16 protein-coding genes are annotated in these 17,059 nt (G+C 74.4%); 7 read left to right on the forward strand and 9 right to left on the reverse strand.

Translation table 11 applies throughout. The annotated features are described in order from the left end of the window. Window positions 1-3: 3 nt before the first annotated feature. Window positions 4-678 (reverse strand): response regulator transcription factor, encoded by a 675-nt coding sequence (locus ACIBPC_RS08160; protein ID WP_362956985.1) that lies wholly within the window; start codon window positions 676-678, stop codon window positions 4-6. Between the two features lie 447 nt (window positions 679-1,125). Between ACIBPC_RS08160 and pdhA the strand changes: the two genes are divergently transcribed. The 4 genes from pdhA (at window position 1,126) to ACIBPC_RS08180 (ending at window position 5,298) form a co-directional block, all read left to right on the forward strand. Next, window positions 1,126-2,316 (forward strand): pyruvate dehydrogenase (acetyl-transferring) E1 component subunit alpha, encoded by a 1,191-nt coding sequence (gene pdhA, locus ACIBPC_RS08165; RefSeq protein WP_398842097.1) that lies wholly within the window; start codon window positions 1,126-1,128, stop codon window positions 2,314-2,316. A 1-nt stretch (window position 2,317) separates the two neighbouring features. Continuing rightward, entirely contained in the window at window positions 2,318-3,298 is a 981-nt protein-coding gene (locus ACIBPC_RS08170; RefSeq protein ID WP_398842099.1) for an alpha-ketoacid dehydrogenase subunit beta, read from the forward strand. Between the two features lie 26 nt (window positions 3,299-3,324). Continuing rightward, complete coding sequence (locus ACIBPC_RS08175; protein ID WP_398842101.1) at window positions 3,325-4,644, forward strand: dihydrolipoamide acetyltransferase family protein; 1,320 nt, start codon at window positions 3,325-3,327, stop codon at window positions 4,642-4,644. A 69-nt stretch (window positions 4,645-4,713) separates the two neighbouring features. Next, on the forward strand, window positions 4,714-5,298 hold the full coding sequence (locus ACIBPC_RS08180; RefSeq protein WP_398842103.1) for a hypothetical protein: 585 nt from the start codon (window positions 4,714-4,716) through the stop codon (window positions 5,296-5,298). 85 nt (window positions 5,299-5,383) lie between these two features. Here the strand turns inward: ACIBPC_RS08180 and ACIBPC_RS08185 are convergent, their stop codons facing one another. From ACIBPC_RS08185 to ACIBPC_RS08200, 4 genes are read right to left on the reverse strand one after another with little or no spacing between them, the layout of a single operon-like run. Continuing rightward, window positions 5,384-5,947 (reverse strand): bacterial proteasome activator family protein, encoded by a 564-nt coding sequence (locus ACIBPC_RS08185; protein WP_398842105.1) that lies wholly within the window; start codon window positions 5,945-5,947, stop codon window positions 5,384-5,386. A gap of 21 nt (window positions 5,948-5,968) precedes the next feature. Next, window positions 5,969-8,776: an ABC transporter permease gene (locus tag ACIBPC_RS08190; RefSeq protein WP_398842107.1), complete on the reverse strand. Its 2,808-nt coding sequence runs from the start codon at window positions 8,774-8,776 to the stop codon at window positions 5,969-5,971. Then, complete coding sequence (locus ACIBPC_RS08195) at window positions 8,773-9,510, reverse strand: ABC transporter ATP-binding protein (RefSeq protein WP_398842108.1); 738 nt, start codon at window positions 9,508-9,510, stop codon at window positions 8,773-8,775. The genes ACIBPC_RS08190 and ACIBPC_RS08195 overlap by 4 nt, the downstream gene beginning before the upstream one ends. Then, complete coding sequence (locus tag ACIBPC_RS08200; protein WP_398842109.1) at window positions 9,507-10,127, reverse strand: PadR family transcriptional regulator; 621 nt, start codon at window positions 10,125-10,127, stop codon at window positions 9,507-9,509. The genes ACIBPC_RS08195 and ACIBPC_RS08200 overlap by 4 nt, the downstream gene beginning before the upstream one ends. Before the next feature lie 71 nt (window positions 10,128-10,198). On the opposite strand from ACIBPC_RS08200, the gene ACIBPC_RS08205 reads away from it, so the two are divergent. Beyond that, window positions 10,199-10,732 carry a YcxB family protein gene (locus ACIBPC_RS08205; protein WP_362956961.1) on the forward strand — a complete coding sequence of 178 codons (534 nt, stop codon included), beginning with the start codon at window positions 10,199-10,201 and terminating at the stop codon, window positions 10,730-10,732. A 257-nt stretch (window positions 10,733-10,989) separates the two neighbouring features. On the opposite strand, the gene ACIBPC_RS08210 is transcribed toward ACIBPC_RS08205, so the two are convergent. From ACIBPC_RS08210 to ACIBPC_RS08225, 4 genes are all read right to left on the reverse strand, one after another. Beyond that, complete coding sequence (locus tag ACIBPC_RS08210; protein WP_398842111.1) at window positions 10,990-11,634, reverse strand: TetR/AcrR family transcriptional regulator; 645 nt, start codon at window positions 11,632-11,634, stop codon at window positions 10,990-10,992. A gap of 95 nt (window positions 11,635-11,729) precedes the next feature. Further along, window positions 11,730-12,083 (reverse strand): hypothetical protein, encoded by a 354-nt coding sequence (locus ACIBPC_RS08215; RefSeq protein WP_362956955.1) that lies wholly within the window; start codon window positions 12,081-12,083, stop codon window positions 11,730-11,732. 150 nt (window positions 12,084-12,233) lie between these two features. Next, window positions 12,234-13,292 (reverse strand): helix-turn-helix domain-containing protein, encoded by a 1,059-nt coding sequence (locus tag ACIBPC_RS08220; protein WP_398842113.1) that lies wholly within the window; start codon window positions 13,290-13,292, stop codon window positions 12,234-12,236. Window positions 13,293-13,684: 392 nt separating this feature from the next. After that, the gene (locus ACIBPC_RS08225) at window positions 13,685-14,659 is read right to left on the reverse strand and encodes an NAD(P)H-quinone oxidoreductase (protein WP_398842115.1); all 975 of its coding nucleotides are present in this window, start codon (window positions 14,657-14,659) and stop codon (window positions 13,685-13,687) included. A gap of 523 nt (window positions 14,660-15,182) precedes the next feature. Here ACIBPC_RS08225 and ACIBPC_RS08230 point away from each other — a divergent pair. Together ACIBPC_RS08230 and ACIBPC_RS08235 are read left to right on the forward strand one after the other, a co-directional pair. Further along, the gene (locus ACIBPC_RS08230; RefSeq protein WP_362956942.1) at window positions 15,183-15,731 is read left to right on the forward strand and encodes a sigma-70 family RNA polymerase sigma factor; all 549 of its coding nucleotides are present in this window, start codon (window positions 15,183-15,185) and stop codon (window positions 15,729-15,731) included. After that, a complete protein-coding gene (locus ACIBPC_RS08235) occupies window positions 15,728-17,026 on the forward strand; it encodes a hypothetical protein (RefSeq protein ID WP_398842118.1) in 1,299 nt (432 codons plus the stop codon). The genes ACIBPC_RS08230 and ACIBPC_RS08235 overlap by 4 nt, the downstream gene beginning before the upstream one ends. Window positions 17,027-17,059 lie beyond the last annotated feature (33 nt).

The raw sequence follows: 17,059 nt of genomic DNA on the forward strand, positions 1-17,059 counted from the left end.
AGGTCAGTCCTTCCGTTCCGCTTGCAGGCGGGCGACGTACGCGGCGGCCTGCGAGCGGCGTTCCATGCCGAGCTTGGCGAGGACGCTGGACACGTAGTTCTTGATCGTCTTCTCGGCGAGATGCAGCTCCTCGCCGATGGCGCGGTTGGTGAGGCCGTCGCCGATGAGGTCGAGGATGCGGCGCTCCTGCTCGGTGAGCCGCGCCAGCCGTTCGTCGCCGCCCGCCGCGCCCGGGGCGCCCTGACCGCCGCGCAGGCGTTCGAGTACGCGGCGGGTGGCGTCCGGGTCGAGCAGCGACTTGCCGGCCGCCACGTCGCGCACGGCCGACAGCAGCTCGCTGCTCCTGATCGCCTTGAGGACGTACCCGGACGCGCCCGCCATGATCGCGTCGAACAGCGCCTCGTCGTCCGCGTACGAGGTGAGCATCAGGCAGCGGATCGACTCGTCGCGCGACCTGATGTCGCGGCACACCTCGACGCCCGTGCCGTCCGGCAGCCGCACGTCGAGGACCGCCACGTCCGGGCGCGCCGCGGGGACGCGGGCGAGCGCCTCGGCGGCGGTCCCGGCCTCGCCGACGACCTCGATGTCCGGTTCCATGGACAGCAGCTCGCGCACGCCGCGCCGGACGACCTCGTGGTCGTCCAGGAGGAATACCCTGATTTTTCCGTCTTCCGGCACGTGTTCAGTCTCACACAATTCGCCCCGCGCGCCCCCTGGCACGCCCGCCGTACGCGTCGCGCGACCGTGCCGCGAACCTTCCCGGGACCCGGTTGGCCGGGTTAACGTGCAAGGGTCCCGCGGCGCTGCGAGCCTTGGACCAGTGCTTGGACCAGCGCCGATCCGTCCCCCCGCCGCACGTCACGCCGCACGCCCGTCCACCCGCCGCACGACCGGGCGGGAAAGTACTTGGACATCACAGTAAATCCGCAGGTCAGGGCCGTTTTCGTGGCTTGTGGACCGAATGGATACCGTGCTCTCATGAGGCGGTCGGACGGGACGGAGACGGGACAACAGGAACCCGCTCGGTTCCGGACGCCGCACCCACCCCCGTGCGCCGTGCGGGACCGGGCGAGCCGCACTGGCTCCCCGGCGGACCCCGGGGGCCGGACCGACGGAGGAGCACGAGTGACCGTGGAGAGCACAGCCGCGCGCGGCAAGCCGCGCCGGAGCACGAACCGGAGCACCACCCGGGGCACCACCCGGCGCACGTCGTCCCGTCAGCCGCTCGACGGCATGGTGCAGCTGCTGACCCCCGAGGGCGAGCGCGTCGAACACCCGGACTACTCGCTCGACATCGACGCCGAGGCGCTGCGGGGCCTGTACCGCGACATGGCGCTGACCCGGCGGTTCGACGCGGAGGCGACCGCCCTCCAGCGGCAGGGCGAACTGGGCCTGTGGCCGTCGCTGCTGGGCCAGGAGGCCGCGCAGATCGGCTCGGGCCGGGCGCTGCGCCCGGACGACTACGTCTTCCCCACGTACCGCGAGCACGGCGTCGCCTGGTGCCGGGGCGTGGACCCGACGCTGCTGCTGGGCATGTTCCGCGGGGTCAACCACGGCGGCTGGGACCCGAACACCAACAACTTCCACCTCTACACCATCGTGATCGGCTCGCAGACCCTGCACGCGGCCGGGTACGCGATGGGTGTCGCCAAGGACGGCGCGGACGCCGCCGTGCTGGCCTACTTCGGCGACGGCGCGTCCAGCCAGGGCGACGTGGCGGAGGCGTTCACGTTCGCGGCCGTCTACAACGCGCCGGTCGTGTTCTTCTGCCAGAACAACCAGTGGGCCATCTCCGAGCCCACCGAGCGGCAGACCCGCGTGCCGCTCTACCAGCGCGCCGCCGGGTACGGCTTCCCCGGCGTGCGGGTGGACGGGAACGACGTGCTGGCCGTCCTCGCCGTCACGCGCGCCGCCGCCGAGCACGCCCGTTCGGGTCAGGGGCCGATGCTCGTGGAGGCGTTCACGTACCGCATGGGCGCGCACACCACGTCGGACGACCCGACGCGCTACCGCAGCGACGACGAGCTGGCGGCCTGGGAGGCCAAGGACCCGCTGCTGCGGCTGCGGCGCCACCTGGAGCTGACGGGCGCGGCGGACGCGGCGTGGTTCGCCGGGCTCGACGAGGAGAGCGACGCGCTCGCGCGGCGCGTCAAGGAGGCCATCAGGACGATGCCGGACCCGGACCCGATGTCCGCGTTCGAGCACGCGTACGCGGACGGGCACAGCCTGGTGGACGAGGAGCGCGCGCAGTTCGCCGCGTACCACGCCTCCTTCGCCGACGCCGGCACCGACGACGCCGAGCAGGAGGAGAACTGACATGGCCCCCGAACGGCTCCCCCTCGCCAAGGCCGTCAACGCCGCGCTGCGCACCGCCCTCGAAGCCGACCCCAAGGTCCTGGTGATGGGCGAGGACGTCGGCAAGCTCGGCGGCGTCTTCCGCGTCACCGACGGCCTCCAGAAGGACTTCGGCGAGGGCCGCGTCATCGACACGCCGCTCGCCGAGTCCGGGATCGTCGGCACCGCGATCGGGCTGGCGCTGCGCGGCTACCGGCCGGTGGCGGAGATCCAGTTCGACGGCTTCGTGTTCCCGGCGTACGACCAGATCGTCACGCAGCTCGCGAAGATGCACGCCCGCGCGCTCGGCAAGGTGAAGCTGCCGGTCGTCATCCGCATCCCGTTCGGCGGCGGCATCGGGGCGGTGGAGCACCACAGCGAGTCGCCCGAGGCGCTGTTCGCGCACGTGCCGGGCCTGAAGGTCGTGGCGCCGTCGAACGCGTCGGACGCGTACTGGATGCTGCGGCAGGCCATCGAGTGCGACGACCCGGTGATCTTCTTCGAGCCGAAGGCGCGCTACTGGGACAAGGCGGACGTCGACGCGTCCGGCATCCCGGGCCCGCTGCACGCGGCGCGCGTCGTCCGCGAGGGCACCGACCTGACGCTGCTGGCGTACGGGCCGACCGTGCGGACCGCGCTGCAGGCGGCGGACGCGACGGCCGAGGAGGGCACGTCCCTTGAGGTCGTGGACATGCGGTCGGTCTCGCCGATCGACTTCGACACGATCCAGCGGTCGGTGGAGAAGACGGGCCGCCTGGTCGTCGCGCACGAGGCGCCGGTGTTCTTCGGCGCGGGCGCCGAGATCGCGGCGCGCATCACCGAGCGGTGCTTCTACCATCTGGAGGCCCCCGTGCTGCGGGTGGGCGGCTTCCACGCGCCCTATCCGCCGGCGCGGATAGAGGAGGACTACCTTCCCGGGCTCGACCGGGTGCTGGACGGCGTTGACCGCGCCTTGGCGTACTGAGGAAAGAGCTGAGGAGAGTCGTGACGATGGCTGCTGCGGCACAGCGCTACCGGGAGTTCCGGATGCCCGACGTGGGCGAGGGGCTGACGGAGGCCGAGATCCTGAAGTGGCTCGTCCAGCCGGGCGACATGGTGAACGACGGGCAGGTCGTCGTGGAGGTGGAGACCGCCAAGGCGGCGGTCGAGCTGCCGATCCCCTACGACGGGCGGGTGCGCGAGGTGCACTTCGCCGAGGGCGCGACGGTGGACGTCGGGACGGCGATCATCACCGTCGACACCGACCCGTCCGCCGGTGAGGAGGCCGAGGCCGCCGCCGGGGGGAAGCGGGAGCCGGTGCTCGTCGGCTACGGGGTGGCGCCCGGGGCGACGAAGCGGCGGCCGCGCAAGACGGCGGCGCCCGTACGGGAGCCCGAGGCGGTTCCCGAGCCGGAACCGGAGCCCGAGCCTGCCGCGTCCCGGCCGCTGGCCAAGCCGCCGGTGCGGAAGTTGGCGAAGGACCTGGGCGTGGACCTGGCGGCCGTGACGCCGACCGGGCCCGACGGCACCGTGACCCGCGAGGACGTGCACGCGGCGGCCGCCCCGGTCGTCCCGGCACAGCCCGAGGCGCCTGTGGTGCCGGAGGCGCCCGAGGCGCCCGGGACCGCCGCGCGGGAGCGCCGCGTGCCGGTGAAGGGCGTACGGCGGGCGACGGCGCAGGCGATGGTGGACAGCGCGTTCACGGCGCCGCACGTCAGCGAGTTCGTGACGGTCGACGTGACGCGCACGGTGCGGCTCGTCGAACGGCTGCGGCAGGACGAGGACCTGGCGGGCCTGCGCGTCAACTTCCTGCTGATCGTGGCCCGCGCCCTGCTGGTCGCGATCCGGCGGCACCCGGAGGTCAACGCGGCCTGGGACGAGGCGAACCAGGAGATCGTCCACAAGGACTATGTCAACCTGGGGATCGCCGCCGCCACACCGCGCGGCCTGATCGTGCCGAACATCAAGGACGCGGGCGCCAAGACCCTGCCGGAGCTGGCCCGCGCCCTCGGCGAGCTGGTCGCGACGGCGCGGGAGGGGCGTACGCAGCCCGCCGACATGCGGGGCGGCACGGTGACGATCACCAACATCGGCGTCTTCGGCATCGACACGGGCACGCCGATCCTGAACCCCGGCGAGTCCGCGATCCTCGCGCTCGGCGCGGTCCGGGAGAAGCCGTGGGTGCACAAGGGGAAGGTGAAGCCGCGCCACCTGACGACGCTGGCCCTCTCGTTCGACCACCGCCTGGTGGACGGCGAACTGGGCTCCCGCGTCCTGGCCGACGTCGCCGCGATCCTCGAACACCCCCGCAAGCTCCTGACCTGGGGCTGACCCACGGGACACACCGGCGGCCCGGCAGCGTCCGGGCCGTCGGCGGGGGGCAGGACGATGAGACGCCCGATGGCCGTGATCGCCCGGGAGGCCCTGGGGTCCGGCCGCACGGCCGCGACCGGAGGCCCGGTCGTCGCGGACGTCCGGACCCGCGACGGCCTCGGATTCGTGCTGCTCCTCCACCGCAGGGACGACGGCCAGGTCGCGGAGGAACTGTTCTACGCGCTGCGCGACCCCGCCGACGGCGCCGGGACGCCGGGCTGGACCGACTGCGACCACCTCGGCGGCGGCCTGCTGGGCTTCGACCCGGCGGACCCGGCGGCCGTGGCGGAGGTCCTCGCCGGCCGCGCGACGGCGGTCGTCTCCGCGTCGGAGAGCCTGGTGTACACCGGCAGGGTGCCGACGGAGGACGACGGGTACGAACTCGTGTGCGCGGTGCGGCTCCTCGTCGGCCCCGAGGCGGGGTTCCTCGACGTCGAGAACGTGGCGGACCCGGCCGGGCCCGTCCGCCACCACCGCCGCCTCGCCTCCCCGCTCGCCCTCGCCGTGCTCCTCCCGGGGGACCGCCTCCGGGTGCGCGCCGCGCGGGCCGCCGGGGCGGGGTACGAGCCGGTCGGCGACGGAATCGCGCTGGCCCACCCGCACGCGGCCTGAGGCCGGTGCCGGAAACGACCGCGCCGCCGGAGGCCCGAAGGCGTTCCGGCGGCGCGGCGCCGCGGGGGATCCCCCCGGACGGCCGTCAGAGGTACGGGCCGGAGCGGCTGGTGCCGCCGTGGTCCTGGTCGCCCGCGTCGTCCGGGATCGTGCCGGGCGGCAGGGCGCGCCGCATCTGCTCCAGCTGCGCCCGCGCCGCCATCTGCTGCGCGAACAGCGCCGTCTGGATGCCGTGGAACAGCCCCTCAAGCCAGCCGACCAGCTGCGCCTGGGCGATGCGCAGCTCGGCCTCCGTCGGCACGTTGTTCTCGGTGAAGGGCAGCGACAGGCGGCTCAGCTCCTGCACCAGCTCCGGCGCGAGGCCCTCCTCCAGCTCCTTCACGGAACTGGCGTGGATCTCGGCCAGGCGGGCGCGGCTGGCCTCGTCCAGCGGCGCCGCCTTCACCTCCTCCAGCAGCTGCTTGATCATGCTGCCGATCCGCATGACCTTCGCCGGCTGTTCCACCATCTCGGTCACGGGGGTCTCGGTGCGGCCCTCGTCGCCGTCGTCGCGGCCCTTGCCGGGCGCGCCGCTCAGCGCCATCCCGTCCGGACCCACGACCAGGATCTGGGCGTTCTCCTGCGGTGGTTCGTTCCTCGGCTGAGTCATGACTCCATCATGCAACGGGCCTCACCCCGCGCGCCGCGCGAGGGTGATCCGGGAGCGTGTCAGCAGCGCCGCCAGCACGCACGCGACGAGCGGCACGCCGATCAGCAGCTCGCCGAACGTCACCCACGGCAGGTCGAGGTACAGCTCGGGACGGCCCCCGGAGACCCAGCCCGACTCCAGGGCGTCGTCCCACCACCCGACGGACGACCTGTGGTCGGCCAGCACCAGCGCGATACCGGGCACCAGGCCGGAGACGGCGCCGAGCACCACGCCCATGAAGGCGATGACGCCGCACTGGAGTCCGGAGAGGGTACGCCGTACGCGCGGCGCGGCGCCCACGGCGGCGAGCGTCGCGAGGTCGGCGGCCGAGTCGGCCTGGGCGAGGCCGGTGGCGATGCCCGCCGCGCCGATGGTGAGGACGAGGGCGGCCAGCGTGAGGATCAGCAGCGGCATCGACGTCGAGCTCTGGAAGCCGCGTTCGACGTCCCAGTAGAGCGAGTCGGAGACCTGCTCCATCGCGCCGTCGAGGGCGCGGCGCTCGGCGGCGTCGGGCATGCGGTCGGTCGACCAGTACGTCGCCATGTCCACCGGCCCGAGCCCGGCCCGTTCGGCGGTCTCGGGGGTGATCAGCAGGTCGGCGACGGCCTCGGGCGACGCGGCCGGCACGTTCTCGACCGTCGCGGTGACGGCGGGGAACGTCCAGCTCCGGTCGGGCTCGGAGGCCGGGGTGCCGGTGGCGTCGTCCCAGTCGGGGCTGGTGTCCCAGAGCTGGAGCGTCACCTCGCCCGCGGCGTCGCGGAAGCCGTCCCGGAAGACGACCGCGCCGCCGTCGGCGAGGGCGGCGAGCGCCTCGGGGCTGTCGGCGCCGAGCAGGCGCAGCAGTTCGGGTCCCGCGACGGCGACGGACGTCATGCTGCTCGTGCCGCCGTCGATGTTCTCGACGCAGCGCGGGTCCTCGGCGAGCCGGCGGCGTTCCTCGACGGTCATGTCCTGCGCGCTCTCCCAGCCGTCCAGCGGGCAGCGGCTGGCCTCGGGCACGGCGACGGCCATGTAGCCGCAGTCGTCGGCCTCGCAGCCGTAGCCGACGTCCACGGTGGCGATGTCGGCGCGCTCGGCGACGGGGAGTTCCCGTTCGACCGCCTGGCGGGCGCGGGTCAGGTCGGTTTCCATGTCGTCTTCGCCCGCCCACGTGTAGAGGGTGACGGTGCCCTCGGGCACGGCGGCGGTGTACTCGGCGCGCTGCCGCTCCTCGTCGCTGACGAGGACGGTGCTGACGGCGACGAGCCCGGCGACCGCCGCGAGGATCGCGGCGACGGCGGGGGCGCTGCGGCCCCGGTTGCGCGCCGCGTCGCGCAGCGCGAGGCGGCCGGACAGCGGGAGGCGGCGGCCGAGGCGGCCGAAGGCGCCGACCAGGGCGGGGGTGAGGGCGACGACGCCCAGTTCGGCGACGATCGCGCCGCCCGCCACCATGGCCGAGCTGTCCATGGTGACGGCGCCCGCGAGCGCGGCGGCCGCGCCGGCCAGCAGGGCGACGGTGCCGACGACCGGCAGGACGCGGCTGCCGTGCCGTACGCCGCGGCGGCCGGTGAGGGACTCCAGCACGTCGCCGCGCGAGGCGGTCACGGCCGGGACGAGCGCGGCGAGCGTGCCGACGAGGACGGCGAGCGCGGCGATGGCGCCGAGTTCCGTGACGCGGAAGTCCCAGGCGCCGAAGCGGGAGCCGGTGGTCTCCTCCAGCCACGGTCTGGCGAGCACGGTGACGGCCACGCCGCCCAGGACGCCGACCACGGCGGCGGCGGCGCCGAGCACGACGCCGCTGGCCAGCGTGATGGCGCGCAGGTGGCGGCGGTCGCCGCCGTTCGCGCCGATCAGGCCGAGCTGGCGGCGGGAGCGGCGTACGCCGACGGCGAAGGCGGGACCGGCCAGCAGGCAGATCTCCAGGATCACCAGGGAGACGACGACACCGACTGCGACGAAGAACTCCGAGTCGCCCGAGCCGTCCGAGTACATCGAGCCGTAGGCCTCGGAGTCGGGCGGCGGGTCGAGGGTGACGGCGCGGGAACGCACCACGACGCCCTGGGTGTTGGCCTCCTTGACCAGGGGCCAGTCCACGACGCCGTCGGGGACGCCGACGAGGTAGCTGCCCCAGACGTCGTCCGCCGTGTCGCCGCCGAGGCGGGGGATGACGGCGCCCGGCAGGGCGATGACCTCGTCCTCGTCGAGGCCGCTGGGCAGCTCGTACGTGCCGACGACGCGCGCGGACACGCCGGACTCGCCGACCGTCAGCTCGTCGCCGAGGGCCAGGCCGGACTCGTCGAGGAAGTGCTCGGTGACGACCACCTCGTCCGCCGCCTCGGGGAAGCGGCCGTCGAGGCGGGTGAACATGCCCTCGGTCAGCGGGTCGGCGGCGTCGATCTCGCGCAGCTCGGCGCGGACCACGCCGTCGCCGACGTCGAAGCGCTGGGAGACGCTGATGTCGGGCAGGACGGTGGAGCCGGGCGGCAGCAGGCCCGTGACGAGCGCCAGATCGGCCGCCGGGTCAGGGGCGGTGTACTCGCTGTCCTCCAGCCAGGTCGTCACGTCGCCTTCGAACGTCTGCTCGATGGCGCCGTCGGTCTCGACGCGGAACTCGGCGTCGGCGGCGCCCAGTTCGCGGGTCAGCGCCTCGGCCGGGGACAGCTCGCCGGTGCGGAAGAGGAGGTCGGCGCCCGAGACGCCGAGGATGGGCAGGGCGATCATCGCGACGACGAGGGCGCTGCGGCCCTTGGCGCGTACGGCGTCGCGGCGCGCGATGCGCAGCGCGAGGCGCCAGGTGGACAGGACGCTCACCGGTCACCGCCGGTGGCGAGCAGCGACTCGGCGGTGCCGGCCGTCGTCTCGTCCACGACCTGGCCGTCCCGGAGGAAGACGACGCGGTCGGCCCAGGCGGCGTAGCGGGGTTCGTGGGTGACCATGACGGTGGCGGCGCCCTGGTCGCAGCGCTTGCGGAGGAGGACGAGGACGGTCTCGCCGGTCTCGGAGTCGAGCGCGCCGGTGGGCTCGTCGGCGAGGAGGAGGCGGCGTTCGCCTATCAGGGCGCGGGCGATGGCGACGCGCTGCTGCTGGCCGCCTGACATCTCGTCGGGGAAGCGGTCGGCGACCTCGGCGAGGCCGATCTCCTCCAGCGCGGCGAGCGCCTCGCGGCGGGCGGCGCGGCCGCGTACGCCGTCGAGTTCGCGGGGCAGCGCGATGTTCTCGGCGGCGGTGAGGGCCGGGACGAGGTTGTAGTCCTGGAAGACGTAACCGATGCTCGTACGGCGGATCTTGGCGAGCGCGGGGCGCTTCAGGTCGCCGAGGGAGACGCCCTCGACCAGCACCTGGCCCGAGCTGGCGGAGTCGAGGCCGCCCGCGAGCGTCAGCAGCGTGGACTTGCCGGAGCCGGACGGGCCCATGACGGCGACGAACTCCCCGGCGTCCACCGTCAGGTCGATGCCGCGCAGGGCGTGGACGGTCGCGGCGCCCGTGCCGTGGACGCGGGTGAGGCCGCGCAGCCGGAGTACGGGAGGGCGTGGGGCCGTGGTCATGAGATCTCCTGGCGGGGGGCGCGGTTCGTGGCCGGTTCCGCGGACGGGCCCGGGGGCGGGGGCGGCTTCGGACGGTCGCCGAGGGCGGCGGCGATGCGGACGAGGCGGGACTCGCAGTGGTCGAGCCAGCGGGTCTCGGCCTCGGCGGCGAAGATCAGCTGTTCGAGGACGAGCAGCCAGGCGATGTCGTCGCTGTTGTCCGGACCGGCGGCCAGGGCGCGGCTCTTGAGGCGCGTGTAGTCCTGGAGGGCGGCGAGGGAGTGGCGGCGCTGGTTCTGGATGACGGCGCGGATGTCGACGCCGGGGGTGCCGACGGCCATGGCGAGCTTGATGGACAGCTCGTCGCGGGCGGGCTGGGTGCGGTCGACGGGGCGCGCGTACCACTCGCCCAGTTCGCGGCGGCCCGCGTCGGTGATGGAGTAGAGCTGCTGCTTGGCGTCGCCGCCCTCCGCCGGGACGATCAGGCCGTCGCGTTCGAGGCGGCTGAGGGTCGTGTAGACCTGGCCGATGTTGAGGGGCCAGGTGGCGCCGGTTCTGGCCTCGAATTCGGTGCGGAGCTGGGAACCGTAGCGTGGGCCGTGGTCCAGCAGGGCGAGGAGCCCGTAGCGGATCGACATACCGCGTATGTATACCCGGTATGTTGGGCGTACGGCAAACCGCCGGACCCGTACGTGCGTACGATCCCGCCATGGATCACGCCGAGCCGCCCGCGGCGGTCGAACAGGATGTGCTGACGCTGGAGTTCATGCTGACCGCGGCGGACTTCAGGGAGGTGCGCGACTCGGTGGAATCCGACACGCTGCGGACTGCCGCCCTCCCCGCCGCGGTGGTCTTCGGGGTCCTCCTGGCGGGGACGCTGCTGCGGAGTGAGTGGGACGAGGCAGCGGTGATCGCGGGGATCGGGGTCGTCGTGAGCGGGGTGGGCTGCCTCGTCAGGTGGAGGCGGCTGCGCCGGCTGGTGCGGTGGCAGGCCCGGCACGCGCGGGAGCACGGCGAACTCGTCGTACGGCTGGACGGGGAAGGGACCCACTTCACGGACGCGTGGGGCGAGACCCGCATCCCGTGGACGACCTACCGCAGATACGCGGAGACGGCGCACCTCGTGCTGCTGATCATGGGCGACGAGATGGGACACATGATCGTGCTGCCCAGACGCGGCGTGGTCGGCGACGCGGACGACGACACCCTGTCGGCGTTCGTCGCGCGGCACCTCCCGGAGTGACGGTCACTCATGGGACGTGAACGCGCATCGCAGCATGCCTGTCCCATGACTGGTACGACCCGCGTCACGATCACTCTGTCCAAGGAGAAGCACGGGGCGTTCACCGAGGGGGAGTTGGCCACGGCCCACGCCAGGATCTCCGGCCCAGCGGCCGGGCCGGGGGGCCGGCGGGCACCGCGTGAGCCCTCCGGCCCGGTGGCGGGGCGGAGGGCTCGGGTGGGTGGGTGGGTGGGGGCGGGTGACGGGGGTGCGCGGTGTCAGTCGGCGCCGAGGGTGACGGCGGCGGGCAGCGCGGCGAACGCCTCGTCCACCGCCGTGATCAGCGTGGCGAGCCGCACGCCGTCCTCGCGGGCGCCGGGGCCGCTGCGCACCCAGTTCTTGGCCGCGCAGCGCCAGGCGGCGAGCGCCATCTCGCCGAGCAGCCGCAGGCGGACGTCGCCCCGGCTGTCGATCCCGAGGCGGTCCTCCAGCAGTTCGACGAGGCGCCGCTGGACGGCGATGGACGTCAGGTCGCTGTGGTCGCGCAGGGCGGGGGTGCGGGCGGCGAGCCCCCGGGTGGCGAGGAAGCGGCCGGTCCACTCGGGCCCCATCCCGGCGAGGGTGCCGGTGAGCGCCTCGTGGAGGACGCCGAGGACCTCGCCGCGCGGTCGCAGGGCGGCGACCCGTTCGAGGTAGGCGTCCCACAGCTCGGTCTCGGCCGCCAGGGCGACGGCCTCCTTGGACGGGAAGGTGCGGAAGAAGGTCCGCTTGGAGATCTCGACGGTGTCCACCAGGTCGTCGAGCGTGGTGGCCTCGAACCCCTGGTCGAGGAAGAGCCGCAGGGCGGTGTCGGCCAGTTCGCGGCGGGTGCGGCGTTTCTTGCGTTCGCGCAGAGGTAACGCGTTTTCCGGTGAAACGGGCATGGGGAAAGCCTACCGACAGGTAGGCGCCACCGAGGGGCTTTGGCCACGGAGGGCGTTCGCCCCCGAGTGGCGGTCCGGGCGCCGGGCGGGGCCGTTCAGTCCTGGCGCAGGCGCAGGCCGAGGATGCCGAGGCCGAGGCCGAGGCAGGCGAGCCCGGTACCGAGGGGGAGGACGGGGACGATCTCGCCGCCGGTCTGGCGGGCGGCGACCTGGACGGGCGCGGGCGTCGCGGGCGCCTCGCGTAGGGGGCCCGGCAGTCCCGGCGGGGCGAGGGGTGCGCCGTGCCGGGAGACGAACCGGTCCACCGGCTGCCGTCCCGGTACGGCGGACTCCTGTTCCTCGCCCGGCGGGCGCTCCTCCGCGCTCGCCGTGGAGGCCGCAGGTACCAGCAGAACCGTCATCAGCGCGGCCAGGAAAACGGCCGTCGCGTTGCCCGCGCTCACCCTCACAGGCCCGCCCCTTCGTACTCCATACGATGATGTCACCAGCGTCACACATCGGATGAAACACCGCATGTCGGGCATCCGGCGCGGGACGCGCTGCCCCTCCGGTTACCCACTCGAACGCGCGTACAACGGGTCAATCCCCGCCGCGGCCGATCAGCCGGCCCGGCGCGCGGGGACGTGCCGCGGGAACCGCGGGAGGGCGCCCGGCGCGCCGCACCCCGCGGGCCGCGATCCGGCCCGGGGCCCGCAGTGGGCCTGGTCGCGGTACTCGCGCGGCGGGACGCCGTACGCGGAGCGGAAGGCCCGGGTGAAGGAGACGGGGTGGCCGAAGCCCCAGCGGGCGGCGATGGCCTGGACGGGACGGTCGGCCAGCTCCGGCGCGGCGAGGTCCCGGCGCGCGTGTTCGAGGCGCTCGGCGCGGATGTGCGCGGCGATGGAGTGCCCGTGCTCCTCGAACAGGCGGTTCAGCGTGCGGACGGAGATGTGGTGCGCGGCGGCGATCGCCCCCGCGGTCAGCCGGGGGTCGCCGAGGTTCCGCTGGACGAAGTCGCGCACCCGCAGGTACAGGGCCTGCTGCCGCGAGGCGGACGGCAGCCGGTCCTCGGCCTCCAGGTGGTGGGCCAGCATCGCCGCGATCAGGTCGAGCAGGACCGCCTCCAGCCGGGGCCCGTCGCCCGGCAGGTCCGCCCCCGTGCCGGTGTCGAGGTGGGCGAGGAAGTCCGTCAGGAGGGCGCCGATGCCCTCCCCGGCGGGCAGCCGTCTGCCGAGCAGCGGGGCGAGCGCGGCCTCGGGGAGGGGCAGGAGGGAGCGGGGGACCTGGCACAGCAGGAGATCGGCCGTGCCCTCGTCGGCCACGACGATCCCCTCGTACGGCCGGAACATGGGGATGACCGCGAGACCGCCCGGCCCGATCGCCGTCTGGCTCCCCGCCTGGTCGAGCACGTGCCGGCCGCGCTGCGGGACCACCACCATGTACTGCTCCTCGCCCGACTGCCGGATCATGCGCGGGGTGCGCGCCGAGCGCATCGACGGATAGGACACGGCGCTCACCCCGGCGGCCCCCAGCGCCCCGGCGCGCATGGCGGCGCGCCAGGGTTCGTCGCGGTCGATGTCCATGCGGATCGCCACCAGCGAGCCGGAGACCGCCTCGTGCCACGCCTCCAGCCGGTCCGCGACCGGTAACGCCTGACTGTCGAAAACGGTGTGCAGCATTCCGATTCCCCCCGGGCTTCGCCTTCGTGACCGCCCCTAGCAGTACCCGGCTCCCCTTGTACTTCGAACACATTGCGGGATGTGAACCCGCTTCAAGGTGTCATCTCGGCCAGTCGGCGGAGCGGGCGCGTACACCGGGAGAGGGCTCATGTCCCGTGTTGGGGACGGGACTTGGCGCGGAGTGTCAGGCGGGTGGCGCGGAATGTCGGCCCGCGTGGCGCCCGTGCGGGCGGGACCCGGACGTGTCGGGCGCGGTCGCCCACTTCTCGTGGCACGGGAAAGCGGCACAATGTGAGCGAACGCTCTGGCGAGGAAGAGGGCGCATGCCGCCGCCCTGGAATCCCGTCCTTGTCAAGGGGGTTGGTGCCTCGACCGGGCGGCGGCGCGCTGTGTCAGCGGGTCAGGATGATCTTGCCCGTGTGGTCGCCCTCCAGTGCCCGGTGGGCGTCGGCCGCCTCGTCCATCGGGAACGTGCGGTCCACCACCGTGCGGACCCGGCCGTCCGCGAGCAGGGGCCACACGTTCTCGCGCACCTCCGCGACGATCGCGGACTTCTCCGCGACCGGGCGGGCCCGCAGCGAGGCCGACGCGATCGAGCCACGTTTGGCCATCAGCGCCTGGAGGTTCAGCTCCGCCTTGACGCCGCCCTGGAAGCCGATGACGGTGATCCGGCCGTTCGGCGCGAGTGCGTCGATGTTCCTGGCGAGGTACTTCGCGCCGATGATGTCGAGGATCACGTCCGCGCCGCGCCCGTCCGTGGCGGCCTTGATCTCCGCCACGAAGTCCTGCTCGCGGTAGTCGATCAGGACGTCCGCGCCCAGCTCCGCGCAGCGCGCGAGCTTCTCCGGCCCGCCCGCCGTCACGGCGACGCGCGCCCCGGACGCCTTGGCCAGCTGGATCGCGGCCGTCCCGATGCCGCTGGCGCCGCCGTGCACGAGCAGCGTCTCCCCGGCGGCGAGCCGGGCGCCCGCGAAGACGTTCGACCAGACCGTGCACAGCACCTCGGGCAGCGCGCCCGCCGTCACGAGGTCGATCCCGGCGGGTACGGGCAGGAGCTGCCCGGCGGGCACGGCGACCCGTTCGGCGTACCCGCCGCCCGCGAGCAGCGCGCACACCTCGTCGCCGACGTTCCAGCCCGTCACCCCGGGGCCGACCGCCGCGACGCGGCCCGCGCACTCCAGGCCCGGGTACGGTGGCGTGCCGGGCGGCGGCGCGTAGAGGCCCTGCCGCTGGAGGACGTCGGCGCGGTTCACCCCGGCCGCGGCCACATCGACCAGGACCTCCCCCTCCCCCGCCTCGGGGTCGGGCACCTGCGTCCACACCAAGACCTCCGGCCCACCGGGCTCGGTCATCGAGATCGCATACATGCCGGGAAAGCTACCCCCGCCGCCCCCGTTCGACCGTGGTGGCGCGGTCAGGGCGGGGCCCACCGTCGTGCCGCACCCGGAGCCCTCCGCCGCCGCCGGGGAGTGCGGGAGATCACCGGCGAGGGCGGGCGTGTCGTCCCGCGCGCCCGGCGTGGCCCGGCGCCTCGCGCAGTCAGGTGCCGGTCGCGCGCACGGGTCCGACGAGCTGGACCGCGCCGTCGGAGGCCTCGGCCGCCGCACCCTGGAGGACGGCGGTCCCATCCGCCGCACACCGCTGCCGGGGCGTCCCGGCGGCTGACGCGCGTTCATCGGGTGGCCGATTTCACGTGCTTGCACGAGTGGCGATTTCTGGTCGCAACAGAAGTGAAATGTTCAATCACCGCAGAACGACTTAGCCTGTCCCCGGTCCCGGACGGACAGTGAGCTGACGGAACCTCTGAGGTTCCTCTGAGGTAGACACGTTCGCCCGGGCCCGATAGTGGAACATCCGCGAACGCACTACGAGGGTCGTTGGAGCAGACCGATGCCTACCGCGCGTGTGACTCGCCCCGCCACCCGTCCCGACCCCCGCGCCCACGCCGTGCCCGCGGCCGAGCGCTACCGGGACCGGCTGCTGCGTTATGTGAACCGCCTGACCGCGGGCGACCCCCACCGGGCCGAGGACATCGTGCAGGAGACGATGCTCCGCGCCTGGCTGGCCGCCGAACGCGGCACGGGGGACGACGACGGCGAGGGCGACCGCCTCGCCGCCTGGCTGCACACCGTCGCCCGCAACCTCGCCGTCGACGCCCACCGCCGCGACCGCAGCCTGCCCACCGGCATCGTCCCGCCCGTCCTCGCCCGGCGCCCCGCCGAGGGCGGCGACATGGCCGAACGCGTCGCCGACCGGCTGCTGTTGACCACCACGCTCGCCCGACTCACGCCCGAGCACCGCGAGATCCTCTGCCACGTCCACCTCTGCGACCGTTCCCGGGCGGAGGCGGCGCACGATCTCGGGATCCCGCAAGGTACCGTCAAGTCGCGCGTGCACTACGCCCTGTCAGCCCTGCGACGGGAGATACCAGCGGCATGAGGTCCGCCGACCCCTTCGAATTCCTCGACCGGCACCGCGACACCATCTTCCGCGTCCTGGGCATCCTCGCCGCGCTGCTCGTCGTCTTCCTGCTGATCCGCTTCTGGGCGATGCGGCAGGGCGGCTGGGGCGCGGCGACAGCCCGGGTCCGTCGCGAACTCGCCGTCACCGCCCACGCCTTCGCCGCTCCCGTGCGCGCCTGGTCGCGCCACCGCCGCTCGTACCGCGTCCTGGTGCGCGGCCTGCGCGCGCCCGTCACCTGGCGCGACGCGGAACGGGCCCTGGCCGCCGCCGGGGAGGCCGCCGCGCCGGGCGGCGGGCGCCCGTACGCCGTCCTCGTGGAGGCCGAGACCGTCACCGTGCTGCTCGCCGGGCGGGGCCTCGTCCCGACGCCGGGCGGCATCTGGTGGCAGGACCCGGACGACTCGCCGGAGCACTGGACCGCCGAACGCCACCACCTGCCGCCGGTGGTACCGGTGCCGGACCAGACCCTGCCGGTGCTCGTCGCGATCGGCGAGACCGGCGGCGCGTGCGCGTTCCTCGACATCGCGTCGGGACCCGCCGTGCTCACCGCCGAGGGCGACCGGCGCGCCGCGCTGGCGCTGCACCAGGCCGTCGCCGCGCAGGTGGACGCGCGGCTGCCGGACGGGATGGTGGTGGTCGCCGAGGGCGTGCACCGGTCCTTCCCCGGCGAGCCGGTCCGCGCCGCCTACCGCGCCACGCGCGACCTGCCGCACCGGCTGGGCGTCGCGCCCGTCCTCGTCACGGCCGAGCTGCCCGACCCGCTGCCGCCCGAACTCACCGCCCCGCCCGGGGAGTCCGCCGCCCCCCGCATCCTGCTGCGCGGCGCCGGGCGCGGCCACCGCCGTACGCTGCTGACCGACCGGCAGGGCCGGGTGCGGGTCACGGGAACGCCGCTGCTGGTCGCGTGCAACGCCCTGAGCCGGGCCATCGCGCGCGTCCTGCCGCACCTGCCGCCCGTGCTGCCGCCCGCGCCGCCCGGCGGGGACGCCGTGCGGGCCGAGCGGACGTTCGCCGAGGTGGACGAGGAGGAGACCTCCGCCGCCACCGTCACCGCCGTCACCGCCACCGTCACCGCCGACGCCGACGCGTGGGACGGCGGCGTGCGCACCGCCGACGCGCCCCTCCCGCCGGTCGGCGAGCTGGACGACGACCGCGCCGACGAGGCGGCGGACGACGCGGCCGCCGCCGTCACCGCCGACACGGCGGCCGCCCGCGGCGAGGACGCCCCGGCCCCAGGACCGGCCGCGCCCGCCCGTTCCCTGCGCCCCTGACCGCGCCCCTGACCCACCGACCCCCGGTTGGAC

Origin of the sequence: Streptomyces sp. NPDC049879 (assembly GCF_044461265.1) — a bacterium.
Classification (GTDB): domain Bacteria; phylum Actinomycetota; class Actinomycetes; order Streptomycetales; family Streptomycetaceae; genus Streptomyces.

What these genes read in the sequence shown, in the direction of transcription:
- ACIBPC_RS08220 (WP_398842113.1), bottom strand. Translation starts at nt 13,292, where the DNA reads ATGCTGCACACCGTTTTCGACAGTCAGGCGTTACCGGTCGCGGACCGG.
- ACIBPC_RS08210 (WP_398842111.1), bottom strand. Translation starts at nt 11,634, where the DNA reads ATGCCCGTTTCACCGGAAAACGCGTTACCTCTGCGCGAACGCAAGAAA.
- ACIBPC_RS08200 (WP_398842109.1), bottom strand. Translation starts at nt 10,127, where the DNA reads ATGTCGATCCGCTACGGGCTCCTCGCCCTGCTGGACCACGGCCCACGC.
- ACIBPC_RS08205 (WP_362956961.1), top strand. Translation starts at nt 10,199, where the DNA reads ATGGATCACGCCGAGCCGCCCGCGGCGGTCGAACAGGATGTGCTGACG.
- ACIBPC_RS08225 (WP_398842115.1), bottom strand. Translation starts at nt 14,659, where the DNA reads ATGTATGCGATCTCGATGACCGAGCCCGGTGGGCCGGAGGTCTTGGTG.
- ACIBPC_RS08180 (WP_398842103.1), top strand. Translation starts at nt 4,714, where the DNA reads ATGGCCGTGATCGCCCGGGAGGCCCTGGGGTCCGGCCGCACGGCCGCG.
- ACIBPC_RS08175 (WP_398842101.1), top strand. Translation starts at nt 3,325, where the DNA reads ATGGCTGCTGCGGCACAGCGCTACCGGGAGTTCCGGATGCCCGACGTG.
- ACIBPC_RS08235 (WP_398842118.1), top strand. Translation starts at nt 15,728, where the DNA reads ATGAGGTCCGCCGACCCCTTCGAATTCCTCGACCGGCACCGCGACACC.
- ACIBPC_RS08195 (WP_398842108.1), bottom strand. Translation starts at nt 9,510, where the DNA reads ATGACCACGGCCCCACGCCCTCCCGTACTCCGGCTGCGCGGCCTCACC.
- ACIBPC_RS08185 (WP_398842105.1), bottom strand. Translation starts at nt 5,947, where the DNA reads ATGACTCAGCCGAGGAACGAACCACCGCAGGAGAACGCCCAGATCCTG.
- ACIBPC_RS08170 (WP_398842099.1), top strand. Translation starts at nt 2,318, where the DNA reads ATGGCCCCCGAACGGCTCCCCCTCGCCAAGGCCGTCAACGCCGCGCTG.
- ACIBPC_RS08230 (WP_362956942.1), top strand. Translation starts at nt 15,183, where the DNA reads ATGCCTACCGCGCGTGTGACTCGCCCCGCCACCCGTCCCGACCCCCGC.